Origin of the sequence: Aquimonas sp., from assembly GCF_044377145.1 — a bacterium.
In the GTDB taxonomy this organism is placed as follows: Bacteria; Pseudomonadota; Gammaproteobacteria; order Xanthomonadales; family Xanthomonadaceae; genus Aquimonas.
Window position 1 is genome coordinate 1 of record NZ_JBILJQ010000035.1, and the last position, 12,434, is coordinate 12,434.

At 64.1% G+C, this 12,434-nt stretch carries 12 protein-coding genes and 1 pseudogene; 9 read left to right on the forward strand and 4 right to left on the reverse strand.

Annotation, left to right across the window (positions count from 1 at the left end; translation table 11 throughout):
• Positions 1–207: 207 nt before the first annotated feature.
• The 4 genes from ACIQ7H_RS11890 to bioA form a co-directional block, all read right to left on the reverse strand.
• Positions 208–621, reverse strand: a complete 414-nt coding sequence (locus tag ACIQ7H_RS11890) for a hypothetical protein (RefSeq protein ID WP_395791688.1) — start codon at positions 619–621, stop codon at positions 208–210.
• Between the two features lie 11 nt (positions 622–632).
• Positions 633–1,790: a hypothetical protein gene (locus ACIQ7H_RS11895; protein ID WP_395791690.1), complete on the reverse strand. Its 1,158-nt coding sequence runs from the start codon at positions 1,788–1,790 to the stop codon at positions 633–635.
• A gap of 119 nt (positions 1,791–1,909) precedes the next feature.
• On the reverse strand, positions 1,910–2,869 hold the full coding sequence (gene accA / locus ACIQ7H_RS11900; protein ID WP_395791692.1) for an acetyl-CoA carboxylase carboxyl transferase subunit alpha: 960 nt from the start codon (positions 2,867–2,869) through the stop codon (positions 1,910–1,912).
• A 69-nt stretch (positions 2,870–2,938) separates the two neighbouring features.
• Positions 2,939–4,333, reverse strand: coding sequence for an adenosylmethionine--8-amino-7-oxononanoate transaminase (gene bioA / locus ACIQ7H_RS11905; protein WP_395791694.1), 1,395 nt, complete (start codon positions 4,331–4,333; stop codon positions 2,939–2,941).
• A 63-nt stretch (positions 4,334–4,396) separates the two neighbouring features.
• On the opposite strand from bioA, the gene gspG reads away from it, so the two are divergent.
• The 9 genes and pseudogenes from gspG to ACIQ7H_RS11950 all read left to right on the forward strand — a co-directional run bounded on the left by gspG (position 4,397) and on the right by ACIQ7H_RS11950 (position 12,353).
• Positions 4,397–4,864, forward strand: coding sequence for a type II secretion system major pseudopilin GspG (gene gspG, locus ACIQ7H_RS11910; protein ID WP_395791696.1), 468 nt, complete (start codon positions 4,397–4,399; stop codon positions 4,862–4,864).
• A gap of 8 nt (positions 4,865–4,872) precedes the next feature.
• Positions 4,873–5,406, forward strand: a complete 534-nt coding sequence (locus ACIQ7H_RS11915) for a prepilin-type N-terminal cleavage/methylation domain-containing protein (RefSeq protein WP_395791698.1) — start codon at positions 4,873–4,875, stop codon at positions 5,404–5,406.
• Positions 5,396–5,866: a type II secretion system minor pseudopilin GspI gene (gene gspI / locus ACIQ7H_RS11920; protein WP_395791700.1), complete on the forward strand. Its 471-nt coding sequence runs from the start codon at positions 5,396–5,398 to the stop codon at positions 5,864–5,866. Before ACIQ7H_RS11915 ends, gspI begins: the two co-directional genes overlap by 11 nt.
• A 5-nt stretch (positions 5,867–5,871) precedes the next feature.
• On the forward strand, positions 5,872–6,486 hold the full coding sequence (gene gspJ, locus ACIQ7H_RS11925) for a type II secretion system minor pseudopilin GspJ (protein ID WP_395791702.1): 615 nt from the start codon (positions 5,872–5,874) through the stop codon (positions 6,484–6,486).
• A complete protein-coding gene (gspK, locus tag ACIQ7H_RS11930; RefSeq protein ID WP_395791704.1) occupies positions 6,483–7,433 on the forward strand; it encodes a type II secretion system minor pseudopilin GspK in 951 nt (316 codons plus the stop codon). The genes gspJ and gspK overlap by 4 nt, the downstream gene beginning before the upstream one ends.
• 422 nt (positions 7,434–7,855) lie before the next feature.
• Positions 7,856–8,815 (forward strand): annotated as a pseudogene (locus ACIQ7H_RS11935) (DEAD/DEAH box helicase family protein); the annotation flags it as partial.
• A gap of 1,171 nt (positions 8,816–9,986) precedes the next feature.
• A complete protein-coding gene (locus tag ACIQ7H_RS11940; RefSeq protein WP_395791768.1) occupies positions 9,987–10,088 on the forward strand; it encodes a hypothetical protein in 102 nt (33 codons plus the stop codon).
• A 22-nt stretch (positions 10,089–10,110) separates the two neighbouring features.
• Complete coding sequence (locus ACIQ7H_RS11945) at positions 10,111–11,343, forward strand: ATP-binding protein (protein ID WP_395791706.1); 1,233 nt, start codon at positions 10,111–10,113, stop codon at positions 11,341–11,343.
• Positions 11,340–12,353, forward strand: coding sequence for a ParA family protein (locus ACIQ7H_RS11950; RefSeq protein ID WP_395791708.1), 1,014 nt, complete (start codon positions 11,340–11,342; stop codon positions 12,351–12,353). Before ACIQ7H_RS11945 ends, ACIQ7H_RS11950 begins: the two co-directional genes overlap by 4 nt.
• Positions 12,354–12,434 lie beyond the last annotated feature (81 nt).

A 12,434-nucleotide genomic window follows, 5' to 3' on the forward strand; every position in this document is an offset into this window, starting at 1 on the left:
GCGAGCGCACATGCGCACGCCACCGCCGCACCTCCGAACACGCCATCGACCGATCCTCCGTTGGGGAAACCGGAGACGGTCGGGAGAATCAGGTCAGGAAGGTAGGTGAGGTGGGCGGACGCTTACGATCGTTCAAGCCATGCGCAATGAGAACGGGCGGCCCATGGGCCGCCCGTTTTCGTTGCAGTCCCCCGGGGAGGAAGGACGTCAGAACTCGAACACCACTTTGACCGCTGCACCGGCTGGAACGGCATCGACATAGCCGATGGCACCGGGTTTGCCGGCGACCTTGGCGACCACATCGGCATCGCTGCCGGCTTCTTCCGGCTGCTTGGCGCGGCCGGTGAAGATCAGCCGCGACCAGTGGGCGGTCAGCTGAGGGCCCGGTTTGCCCAGGATGTCTGCGTCGAAGCTGGTGCGCGCGGGGCCGGGCTTCTGGAACACCAGGGCGACCGGGCTTCCGCCCACCCTGGATTCACGGCCGAGAAAGATGCTCTGGACTTTGGCAGCGTCCATGTTCGATTCAGGGGATTCGGCAGCGACGATCACGGCACCGGCGTGGGCATTGAGCGGGGCGAACAGGCTGAGGCTGGCGATGATGAGAATGCGGGGGGCTTTCATGACGGGCATCCTCAGAATGTGAACACAAGGCCGGCGGAGATCAGATCCGCGCCGTCGCGAGAGGTGAAGCGCACATCGGTGTCCGACGTGAAACGGGTGTAGTCGGCCTTGAAAGCGATGTTGCTGGCGAAATCCCAGCGCAGGCTAACGCCGTAGTACTGGTCGTCATAGGCCTGTGATTGCACAGCACCGAAGATGGTCGGGAACAGCGGGCTGGTGGCGGGAATGCCTGCGTACACTTCAGTAATCGGGTCCGCCTTTCGGTGGCCCAGCGTAACGCTGGGTTGGAAATCACCGAAGCGATAGGCCCCTGAGAGATACCAGTCCTTTTTGTCTGAGGCGATCGAGTCGGCCAACCTGACGAACACGTACTCACCGACCACCATCCAGGCATCGCGCTCGGCCTTGAAACCGATGTTGTAAAACTCGCCCTTGTCCTGCTGGTAATCCATCCTGTCTGCCAGCGCTGACAGGCCGCTGCTTGCCAAAACCGCGGACAGCTGGTCCAGCGAGGTTCCGTCCAGCGAAGTTTCTGCAGTGAAGTAGGCCGCACGGAAACTCAGCCATTCCTTGTATTCCATGTCCCACGACAGCCCCCAGAAATCCTTCAGCGTACCGTCGAAGATGATGCCGCCGAATCGAGCATCACCGCGGTACTCGCCGTACTGGATCTGGAACTGAGAGAACCAGTTCTCGCCCATCATCCGGTTGCGCGACAGACCGAGGCCATCCATGTTCGACCATGGGGTGTTGTAGACAGCCAGTGGGGTGCGTACCCAAGGATGCGCGTAGCCGACGTCCAGGAAATCGGAGTATCGATAGAACGGCGTGCGTTGACGCCCGACCTTCAGGTTCCAGCCGCTGTCGAACTTGATCGCAGCGTAGGCCCAGGCCAGCTCTGCATCGAAATCGTTGTAGCCGCGCGCGAGCAGCTGCGCCACCACATCGACGCGCTCATTGATGTCCGAGCTGATCTGCACCGCAAACAGCGACTCTTCTTTGAAGTCGATGTCCGAATTGAAATTGCGCTCCGGCATGGTGTCCACGTCGTCACCGATCGTACCGGCGATGACCTGTCCAAATCCGTTGATCGTGACTCCCGCGTTGGCGGCTGGGACAGCTGCGGCCAAAGCCAGCGCTAGCGCGGCCGCAATCGATTTCTTATTCATGTTCATCTCGGGGCGTTGGGGTATGCCAGCCTATGCAGGCGGCATGCCAAAGCGCGCTGTCGACCGCTTGACGTCACGGTCGTGCGGCGCTCCGCCAGCGCGGTCGCCGTCCGCGAGTATCAGGCCGCCTGGTGCGATCCGTAGCGGCGCAGCCTCGCGTAGCGTGCGTCCAGCAGTGCCGGCAGAGTGAGCCGATCGAGCGCATCGAGCTCGCTCAGCACGGCGGCCTTGATCCGCTTGGCCGACTCGGCCGGGTCGCGGTGGGCGCCGCCGAGCGGCTCCTTGATGATCCTGTCGATCAGGCCGTTCTCCAGCAGGCGCGGAGCGGTCAGGCCCATCTGCTCGGCGGCGTCCTTGGCCTTGTCGGCCGACTTCCACAGAATCGAGGCGCAGCCCTCGGGCGAGATCACCGAGTAGGTGCTGTATTCAAGCATCAGGGTGCGGTCGCCGACGCCGATCGCCAGTGCGCCGCCGCTGCCGCCTTCGCCGATCACGGTGCAGATCACCGGAATCTTCAGCTCGGCCATCTCGATCAGATTGCGGGCGATGGCCTCGGACTGGCCGCGTTCTTCGGCACCGACTCCCGGGTAGGCGCCGGGGGTGTCGATAAAGGTCAGCAGCGGCATCCGGAAGCGCTCGGCCAGCTTCATGATGCGCAGCGCCTTGCGGTAGCCCTCGGGGCGCGGCATGCCGAAGTTGCGCTTGATCTTGCTCTTGGTATCGCGGCCTTTCTGGTGGCCGATGATCGTCACCGGCCGGCCGTCGATGCGGCCGATACCGCAGACAAGGGCGGCATCGTCGGCATAGGCGCGGTCGCCGGCCAGCTCCTCGAACTCCTCGCAGACATGGCCGATGTAGTCGAGCGTGTAGGGCCGCAGCGGATGCCGCGCCAGCTGTGCGACCTGCCAGGGCGTCAGATCACGGAAGATCTCTTCGGTGCGCACGCGCAATTTGTCGCGCAGCTTGCCGATCTCTTCTTCGATGTTGAAGGCCGAGCCGTGGCTGGCGTGGCGCAGCTCGGAGATCTTGGCTTCGAGCTCGGCGATGGGCTGTTCGAAGTCGAGGAAATTCTGGTTCATGGACGCGCCTTGGGCGGACGTGAAGGGGCGAAGTATAGCGGCAGGGCCGGGCGCGCCCGAACGCGCGGACTACAGGCCTTCAACCGCCGCTTCGATCGCGCCGGCGGTCACTATGGCCAGCTGCTGCAGGGCCGCATCATCGATGCAGTAGGGCGGCATCCAGTACAGGACATCGCCGAGCGGACGCAGCAGCACGCCGTTCGAAAGCGCGTGCCGATAGGCGCGCAAGCCGCCGCGCTGAGCCGCCGGCAGCGGCGCGCGGCTGCGGCGATCGGCGACCAGTTCGAGCGCGAGGATCATCCCGGTCTGGCGCACTTCGGCCACATTGGGATGCTCGGCCAGCGGCGCAGCCAGTGCGGCCATACGCGCGGCGGTGTGGCGGTTGCGCTCCAGCACAGGCTCGCTGCGGAAGATGTCGAGTGTTGCCCGCGCTGCCGCACAGGCCAGCGGATTGCCGGTATAGCTGTGCGAATGCAGAAAGGCGCGCTCGCGGCTGTCGTCGAGAAAGGCCTCATAGATGTGCTGGGTGGCGAGCACAGCCGCCAGCGGCAGAAATCCACCGGTGAGGCCCTTCGACACGCACATCAGGTCGGGTGCGATGCCGGCCTGCTCGCAGGCGAACAGGCTGCCGCTGCGGCCGAAGCCGACCGCGATCTCATCGGCGATCAGGTGCACGCCGAAGCGCGTGCACAGCTCGCGTGCGCGCTTGAGGTAATGCGGGTGATACATGCGCATGCCGCCGGCGCACTGCACCAGCGGCTCCAGAATCAATGCACACACGCTGTCGCCTTCGCGCTCAAGCAGGGCTTGCAGCGCCTGCGCCGCGCGCTCGGCGCAGGCGCGCGCGCTTTCGCCCGGCTGCGCGTACCAGGCATCGGGCGAGGGCGTGAACAGCGGCGTCAACAGCAGCGGCGCGTAGATGCGCCGGTACAGCGGAATGTCGGACACCGCCAGCGCGCCGAGGGTCTCGCCGTGGTAGCTGTTGGACAGCGCGATGAAGCGCGTGCGGCGGTCATCGCCGCGATTGCGATGGCTGTGGAAGCTCATCTTCAGCGCGACCTCGACCCCGGCCGAGCCGTTGTCGGCGAAGAAGACCTTGGCGAGCGGCGCGCTGCTGTCGGCGCGCGGCGCGATCCGCAGCAGTTCCTCAGCGAGTTCAATTGCCGGGGCGTGGCTGAAGCCGGCCAGGATCACCTGCTCAAGCTCCAACGCCTGCGCGCCAATCGCTGCGCCGATGCGCGGCTCGGCGTGGCCGAACAGGTTGGTCCACCAGGAACTGACCGCATCCAGATAGCGGCGGCCGGCGAAGTCCTCCAGCCACACGCCTTGGCCGCGGCGGATCGGCACCAGCGGCAGCTCACCGCTGTGGTGTTCGCGCATCTGCGTGCACGGGTGCCAGAGCGCGTCGAGATCGCGCTGGCGCCACTGCGCCTGCAGGGTGTCGGAGTTCATGGGGGCTGACATCGCTTTGCTACACTCGCGCACATTCGATTCAAGGCGACCCGACCGGGTCGAAACCAGCCCGCCATGATCCGCAGCCTTGCCCGCCCTGTCCATGCATCCGCCGCGCGCAGTCGGCGCGCACGCGGTTTCACCCTGATCGAGATTCTGGTGGTGGTGACCATCCTGGCCATTCTGGCCGGCCTGGTCGTCCCGCAGCTGATGAGCTATCCCGAAGAGGCCCGCGCCACTCGCGCCCGGCAGGATCTGCAGGCGCTGCGCACCGCGCTTGATCTGTATCGCATGGACAACTTCAACTACCCCAGCACCGAGCAGGGCCTGCGCGCCCTGGTGCAGAAGCCCGGCGGCCGCCCCGAGGCCGCCAGCTGGCGCACTGGCGGTTATCTGAAGGACCTGCCGAAAGACCCTTGGGGCAGCGACTACGTGTTCCTGAGCCCCGGCCAGAGCGGTGACTTCGATCTGTACACGCTGGGCGCCGATCGCGCACCGGGCGGTGAAGGCCCTGCTGCTGACGTCGGCCGCGACGGCGGCTGAACACCTTCGTGCAGCGCCTTCGGCCGCGCCGCGGCGCCCGTGCGTGCTCGCGCGGGCTGTCCTTGATCGAGCTGCTGGTGGTGATGGTCATTCTTGGCGTGGTGGTCGGCGCGCTGATGCTGTCGATCGGCGGTGGCGCCGCACGTGAGCTGGAGGCCCAGGCCCGGCGCATCGAGGCGCTGCTGGGCCTTGCCTGCGAACAGGCTGAACTGACCGGCCGCGATCTCGGCATCTTCGTCAGCCGGGCGCGGATCGAATTCGCCTGGCGCGGCCCCGACCGCTGGTATCCACTGGCTGATGCCTCGCGCGAACCGCTGCGCCCGCGCGCGCTGGATGACGGCATCGAGCTCGGCCTGGAGCGCGATGGCGAAGCCCTGTTGCTGGGCCCCGACGCCCCGGTCGACCCTCAGCTGGCCTGCCTGTCCAGCGGCGAGCTCAGCCCCTTCCAGATGATGTTCGCCCGCGCCGACGTCGACCAGCGCTGGACCCTGGCCGGCCAGGTCGATGGCAGCCTGCTGCTGGAGGCGAGCGATGGGCGCTGAACGGCTGGGAATCGGGAATCGGGAATCGGGAATCGTCAGCGCGCGCGCGGTGCCGCGCGGTCGGCGCCAGCGCTGTTCCCATGCCCGCCAAACCGGCTTCACCCTGCTCGAAGTCCTGATCGCACTGCTGATCCTGTCGCTGGTACTGGTTGCCCTGATCCGCACCGCCGGCCTGCAGGCGCAGGCTTTCAATCATCATCGCGACAGCACGCTTGCGCAGTGGGTGGCGTCGAACGTCGCCGCCGAGCTGCGTGCCGAAGGCCCGCCCGAGCTTGGCCGTCAGCAGGGTCAGGCGCAGATGGGTCAGCAGCGCTGGCGCTGGCAGGCCGAGGTGGTGAGCACCGATGTCGACAGCCTGCGGCGGATCGATATCAGCGTGTTCGAAGACGATCCCGAGCAGGGTCTGACCGTGGGCGAGGGCGATCCGATCGCGCGCCTGACCGCGTTTGCGGGGCGCTGAGCACGATGCGCTCGCCCAGCCTGCAGCCCCGACAGTCCGGCTTCACCCTGCTCGAAGTGGTGGTCTCGGTGGCCCTGTTCGCGATCATCGCCGCGCTCGCCTACGGCGGGCTGGACAGCGTGCTGAGGGCGCGTGCGCAGATGGCAGAGCAGGCCGCAGCGCTGGCGCGGATTCAGTTCGCGGTCGGCCAGATCGAGCGCGATCTGCGCGCGATTGCCGATCGTCCGGTGCGCGATGCGCAGGGGCAGTCGCAGCCGGCCTTGTTCGGCACCAGCACGGGTTTCGAGCTGAGCCGCCATGGCTATGCGAACGCGCTCGGCGCAGCGCGCGCCGAGATCGAGCGCGCCAGCTACCGCCGCCAGCAGCAGAATCTGCTGCGACTGCGCTGGCCGGTGCTGGACCGAGCACCGGGCACGCGACCGGACGAGGTCGAACTGTTGACTGGCGTCAGTGATTTCCGCCTGCGCTACTTCAGCCGAAACGGTCGTGAGTACGACCGCTGGCCGGCGCCCGGCAACACCGAGCTGCGGCCGCGCCGGGTGGAAGTCGAGATCGAAGTCGAGGGCCTGGGCCGCATTCGCCGGCTGCTGGAGCTGCCCGAAATCGAGGCGATACCGTGAGCGTCGCACGCAGGTATCGGCAGTCGCCGCTGCGTCAGCGTGGCGTGGCCCTGATCTTCGCGGTGCTGGTGCTGGCGCTGGCCTCGGTGATCGTGGTCGGCATGCTCGATGCCGGCGAGATCACCCAGGCGCGCACCCGCAACAGCCTGCGCGCCGAGCAGACCTGGCAGCTGCAGCTGGGCCTGGAGGCCTGGGCCGGCGAAGCGCTGCGCGAGGACGAGCGCCAGTCGCCGAACTTCGATACCAATGCCGACCTGTGGGCGCAGCCGCTGCCGCCGCTGGACATTCCCGGCGGCCGCATCATCGGCCGGCTGCGCGAGCAGGGCGGCTGTTTCAACATCAACAACCTGCAGCGCAACGGCGAGCCCAACAGCGTCCAGATCGAGCGCTTCGAGCGTCTGCTGCGCATCCTCGGCGTCAATCCGCTGGTCGCCGCGCAGGCGCTGGACTTTATCGATGCCGATATCGACAGCAGCGCCGGAGGCGCCGAGGATGGCGCGCATCTCGCCAGCGCGCCGCCGCGTCGCGCCGCCAACCGGCCGATGACCCATGTCTCCGAACTGCGTTTGCTGCCGGCGCTGGATGCCGAAGCCTGGACGCTTCTGCAGCCGCACGTCTGCGCCCTGCCCGAAGGCACGCCGCTCAATCTCAATACGGCAAGCCCGGCGCTGTGGATGAGCCTGAACGAGGCGATGACCCGCCGACAGGCCGAGATTCTGGCTCGCGAGGGCCGCGCCCAGTACCGCGAAGTCCCCGAAATCAACAGCGAGCTTGAGCGACTTGGGTTGGCCCGGCTGCCGCCCAGCGCAACGGTGAGCGTGATCAGCAGCTACTTCGTGCTGGAGGCCGACATCGTGCTGGACGATCTGCCCTTCACCTACGCCAGCCTGCTGCATCGCGGCGATGGGCTGGTGACGGTGATGGCGCGGACGCGTGGTCGGCTGTAGCCATGACTCAGGGAGGAAGTGCTTGCAATGCACTCGAACGGAGCGCGCAGGTGGTGAAAAACAGGAACGCGAGCCAGTGCCCTCCACGGGTTCAATCACTGCTCAGTGCGGCGGTGCGGAAGATCGTGCACGCGCTCACTGGCAGCAAGCCGAGGAGCGAATCATTGGGGGAAGCTGTCCACAACGATCGTGTTGATCCGGCCAGCGGGGATTTGAATTGGAAGATTCTCACGCGGTGCGCATCTCAGGCGCGCGCTGTGCCGAAAGATCAATCTTCTTCGTGACGGATCAAGAGTGCTTGGCTAGGGGACAATGGGTCTAGCCGCATCTCCCGCCCGACCTTCGGGCGATCACGTGCTACCAGCCTCAGGAAGTCATGCAACATGGCACTTCACCCCAGCTTCCCAAGCTCGCCGTACGAGATGCTCGATCCATCCCTTCGCTGGTTCCCGGCTGCGGAAGAATCGCGTGAGACGGCTTACGAAAAGCTGCTGCCCCCTCTCGTTGCCAATGTGCGAAGGGAGGTGGCCGCTTGGCGCGAATCGCGCTACCAAGGCGCGTCAAACACATCCAAAGCCTTGCTGGAGTGGTGGTTCGATACCTATCACCTGGTCAGTCAGGCAGACGGGACGCAATCTGAGTTCCGCTATTACTTCGCCCAGCGTGAGGCGGTGGAGTCGGTCATCTGGCTGCACGATGTTCGAAAGGCGCGCGACAAGTACGACCTGCTGCGGTTCGACTCCTCGGGTGCGGTGTCGAGCAACATGTTCGACGAGGAATGGCCCCGCTTCGTGGTCAAGATGGCCACGGGTGCAGGCAAGACCAAGGTGCTGTCGCTGCTGATGGCCTGGAGCTACTTCCACAAGCTCTACGAGCCTGACTCCACGCTCTCACGCAACTTCCTGCTGATCGCCCCGAACATCATCGTTCTGGACCGCCTGCGGGCCGATTTCGATGGGCTTCGCATCTTCTTCAATGACCCCGTGCTGCCCGACAACGGGCACGCGGGCTGCAATTGGCGGGATGACTTTCAGATCGCCCTGCACATCCAGGACGACGTGCGGGTGGTCCGCTCTACGGGCAACCTGTTCCTGACCAACATCCACCGCGTGTACCTCGGTGAGGTGCCCGAGCCCTCGCTGGACGACGACGACCTGCGGGACTACTTCCTCTCGCCCTTCGGTGATAGGCCCATAGGCAAGACCACCGACAGCAACACCGACCTGGGCGAACTGATCCGTGAGATCGACGAGCTGGCCGTCTTCAACGACGAAGCCCATCACATCCACGATCCTCGTATGGCGTGGTTCCAATGCATCCAGGACATTCACCATCGCCTCCTGCAAAAAGACCTTCGCCTGTCCATCCAGATCGACGTTACGGCTACACCTCGGCACAACAATGGCGCCATCTTTGTGCAGACCATCAGCGACTACCCGCTGGTGGAGGCCATCGCCCAGAACGTGGTCAAGCACCCTGTGTTGCCGGATGCGGCCAGCCAAGCAAAGTTGGCCCCACAAAACAGCCCCATCATCAGCGAGAAATACGCCGACTACCTCGCCCTCGGCGTCGAGGAGTGGCGAAAGAGCTATGCCGAGCACGAGAAGCTGGGCAAGAAGGCCGTGCTGTTCGTGATGGTGGACGACACCAAGAATTGCGACGAGGTGGGTGCCTACCTAGAGAAGGTCTGTCCAGAGCTGCAAGGGGCGGTGCTGGTGATCCACACCAAGGCCAACGGTGAAATCTCGGAGGCTTCCAGCGGCAAGAGCAAGGATGAGTTGGAGCTGCTTCGCAAGCAGTCCAACGAGATCGACACCTGGAAATCGCCCTACAAGGCCATCGTGTCGGTACTGATGCTGAAAGAGGGCTGGGACGTTCGCAACGTCAGCGTCATCGTCGGCCTCCGGGCCTACTCAGCCAAGAGCAACATCCTGCCCGAGCAAACCTTGGGCCGTGGCCTGCGACGCATGTACTTCGGCAGTGACCAGCGGGAAACCGTGTCCGTCATGGGCACGTCCGCCTTCATGGACTTTGTGGAGTCGATCCAGAGCGAGGGCGTGAGCTTCGAGCGGGTGCCCATGGGCGGAAACGGGGGCAAGGAACGTCAGGACTCGTTGGTGGTGGAGGTCGAGAAAGACGCCACCACGAAGAACATCGACGAGCTGGACATCGCCCTGCCCAGGCTTACTCGTCGCTTCAATCGCGAGTTCAAGGACCTGGGCGAGCTGGACCCGTCAGCCCTCGGCAACAAGCCCTTGCCCGTCAAGCCGTTCACGCCCGAAGAGACCCGCGAGATCGTCTTCAAGACCATGCTCGACGCGGAGGTGGACCACACCATCCAGCTCGACACCAGCGGCGTGGCCGACTTCCGTTCCGTGGTGGCTTTCTTCGCTCGCCAGCTTTTGAAAGAGTTGCGGCTGGTGGGTGGGTACGAACTGCTCTACCCCAAGGTCAAGGTTTTCATCCGCGACCATTTGTTTGACCGGGCTGTCGATCTCGAAAGCCCTGTGGCGCTGCGGAACCTGTCAGAGCCCGAGGTCAGCAAAGTCAGCCGTGCACACCTACGAGCGGCCAGGCCGCTACACAGTGGCGGTGAAGGTTATCGACATCTTTGGCAACGATACGATGACGCTGATTCCCGTGAGCGTGGGTTGATGTTGAATATCTGGACGCGACCATGAAACCGTTGACCGATGAAGAACTGCTGGCGTTGATCCTCAATCTGGAAAGTGATCGTGCGGAGCGCAAGCAGGCTTGGAAGGGCGACGCGCCTGAGAAGGTCCGGCAGGCCGTGTGTGCGTTTGCCAATGACCTACCGAACCACCGCTTGCCGGGCGTGCTGTTTGTAGGCGTCAAAGACGACGGAACGCCTATGGGTCCCGAGTTTGTGGTGAGCGATGACTTGCTGCTGACCCTTGCCGACATCAAGACCGACGGCAAGATCACACCCCCCCCCACGCTGACTGTCGCCAAACGCCATCTCCTCGGGCGAGAGGTGGCGGTGGTGACGGTGTGGCCCGCCGACGCGCCCCCGGTCAGACTGGATGGACGCATCTGGATTCGGATTGGCCCTAGGCGCGGTCAGGCCTCAGGCCAAGATGAGCGCGTGCTCAATGAAAAGCGGCGCTACCGCGACCAGAGTTTCGACACGCACCCGGTGGGCGGCAGCTCGCTTGACGACCTGAGCCGCAGCTACTTTGAGAATGAGTACCTGCCCCAAGCCGTGGCGCGCGATGTGCTGGAAGTGAATGGCCGCAGCTACGAGGAGCGACTTGCTTCCCTGGGCATGATTGCCAGCGTAGACGAGCCTACCCCAACGGTGGTGGGGCTGTTGACCTTGGGGAAGAGCCCCCGCACGTGGGTTCCGTCCGCCTATGTGCAGTTCCTGCGCATTCGTGGCACGGAGTGGGGCGATCCGGTGGTGGACGAGTCGGAAATCGACGGCAACCTGGACACGATGTTGCGCAGGCTGGACGACAAGCTCAAGGCGACACTTGCGGTGGCGGTGGATTTTACGTCCGGTTCAACAACCGAAGTGCGCGCCGCCGGCTACCCTTTGTCGGCATTGCAGCAACTCGCGCGCAACGCAGTGATGCATCGTACCTACGAGGGGACCAATGCGCCTGTGAGGATCTACTGGTTTGACGATCGGATCGAGATCGCCAACCCGGGTGGGCCCTATGGCGCGGTGACCCAGGAGAACTTTGGCCGGCCCGGTGCTAGTGACTACAGAAACCCGATTCTGGCTGCCGCGCTGAAGAATATGGGCTTTGTACAGCGCTTCGGTTTTGGTATTGCGGAGGCGCGCCGTGCCATGGCTGCCAACGGCAACCCGCCACCCGAGTTCCAAGTTGAACCTACCAATGTGCTGGCCACGTTGAGGCTTGCTGTTGCGAGGGGCGTTTCATGAGCGTTCCTGTTCTGACCTTCTTCAACAACAAGGGCGGCGTCGGCAAGACATCGCTGGTGTTTCATCTCGCCTGGATGTTTGCCGAGATGGGCAAGCGGGTGGTTGCCATTGACCTGGATCCGCAAGCCAATCTGACCTCGGCATTTCTTTCGGAAGATTCACTGGAGGAGCTCTGGGACCCGCAATTGCCACCTAAAGTTGGTACAACCATCTTCAGGTGCATTCAGCCGCTGACCAAGGTGGGGGATATCCTGCAGCCCGTTGTCCATACGATCCACCCGCGGCTGCATCTGGTTCCTGGCGATCTGGCCCTGGCTGGTTTTGAGGATCAGTTGTCAGGTGCATGGACGGATGCGATGGGCTCAACCCAGGAAAATCTGTTTCGGCCATTCCGACTGTTGACCTCGTTTTGGCAAGTGGCGCAAATGGCCGCGCAGAACACCGGAGCCGATCTGATTCTTGCGGACGTAGGGCCGAACCTCGGTGCCATCAATCGCTCGGCGCTGATCGGCAGCGATCATGTGGTGATCCCGCTGGCGGCCGACCTGTTTTCCCTGCAAGGTCTGCGCAACCTGGGGCCCACCTTGAAGGTGTGGAGATCGGACTGGAAAAAGCGAGTTGCCAATTGGGAGCAGCCGGACTTCGACCTTCCTGCTGGTTCAATGAAGCCCGAGGGCTACGTTTTGATGCAGCATATGCAGCGGTTGTCCCGGGCAGTGAAGGCTTACAAGAAGTGGGCAGATCGGATCCCGAGCACCTATCGAGAGAGCGTCATCGGCCAGCCCGAGGTGGGTCAGTCCGGCAATAAAATTGAAGGCGACTGTTTGGCTCGACTGAAGCACTACCGCAGTCTGGTCCCGATGGCGCAAGAGGTCCGCAAACCCATCTTCCACCTCAGCTCAGCGGATGGCGCCATCGGCAGTCACTCTCAGGCGGTTAGAGATGCTTGGAGCGACTTCAAGGCGCTTGCGGTACAGATTGAAGATCGCATTTGGCCGATGCATGTCTGAATACGGATTCGATTACAAACTTCAAGACGATTCTTGCACGCTTTGGCCAAGGCCGATTGGGGATTCACTGACCTCACGACA

Excerpts from the sequence above, each read along its gene's own strand:
- ACIQ7H_RS11890 (WP_395791688.1), bottom strand. The coding sequence starts at position 621 with ATGAAAGCCCCCCGCATTCTCATCATCGCCAGCCTCAGCCTGTTCGCC.
- ACIQ7H_RS11895 (WP_395791690.1), bottom strand. The coding sequence starts at position 1,790 with ATGAATAAGAAATCGATTGCGGCCGCGCTAGCGCTGGCTTTGGCCGCA.
- accA (WP_395791692.1), bottom strand. The coding sequence starts at position 2,869 with ATGAACCAGAATTTCCTCGACTTCGAACAGCCCATCGCCGAGCTCGAA.
- bioA (WP_395791694.1), bottom strand. The coding sequence starts at position 4,333 with ATGTCAGCCCCCATGAACTCCGACACCCTGCAGGCGCAGTGGCGCCAG.
- gspG (WP_395791696.1), top strand. The coding sequence starts at position 4,397 with ATGATCCGCAGCCTTGCCCGCCCTGTCCATGCATCCGCCGCGCGCAGT.
- gspI (WP_395791700.1), top strand. The coding sequence starts at position 5,396 with ATGGGCGCTGAACGGCTGGGAATCGGGAATCGGGAATCGGGAATCGTC.
- gspJ (WP_395791702.1), top strand. The coding sequence starts at position 5,872 with ATGCGCTCGCCCAGCCTGCAGCCCCGACAGTCCGGCTTCACCCTGCTC.
- ACIQ7H_RS11945 (WP_395791706.1), top strand. The coding sequence starts at position 10,111 with ATGAAACCGTTGACCGATGAAGAACTGCTGGCGTTGATCCTCAATCTG.
- ACIQ7H_RS11950 (WP_395791708.1), top strand. The coding sequence starts at position 11,340 with ATGAGCGTTCCTGTTCTGACCTTCTTCAACAACAAGGGCGGCGTCGGC.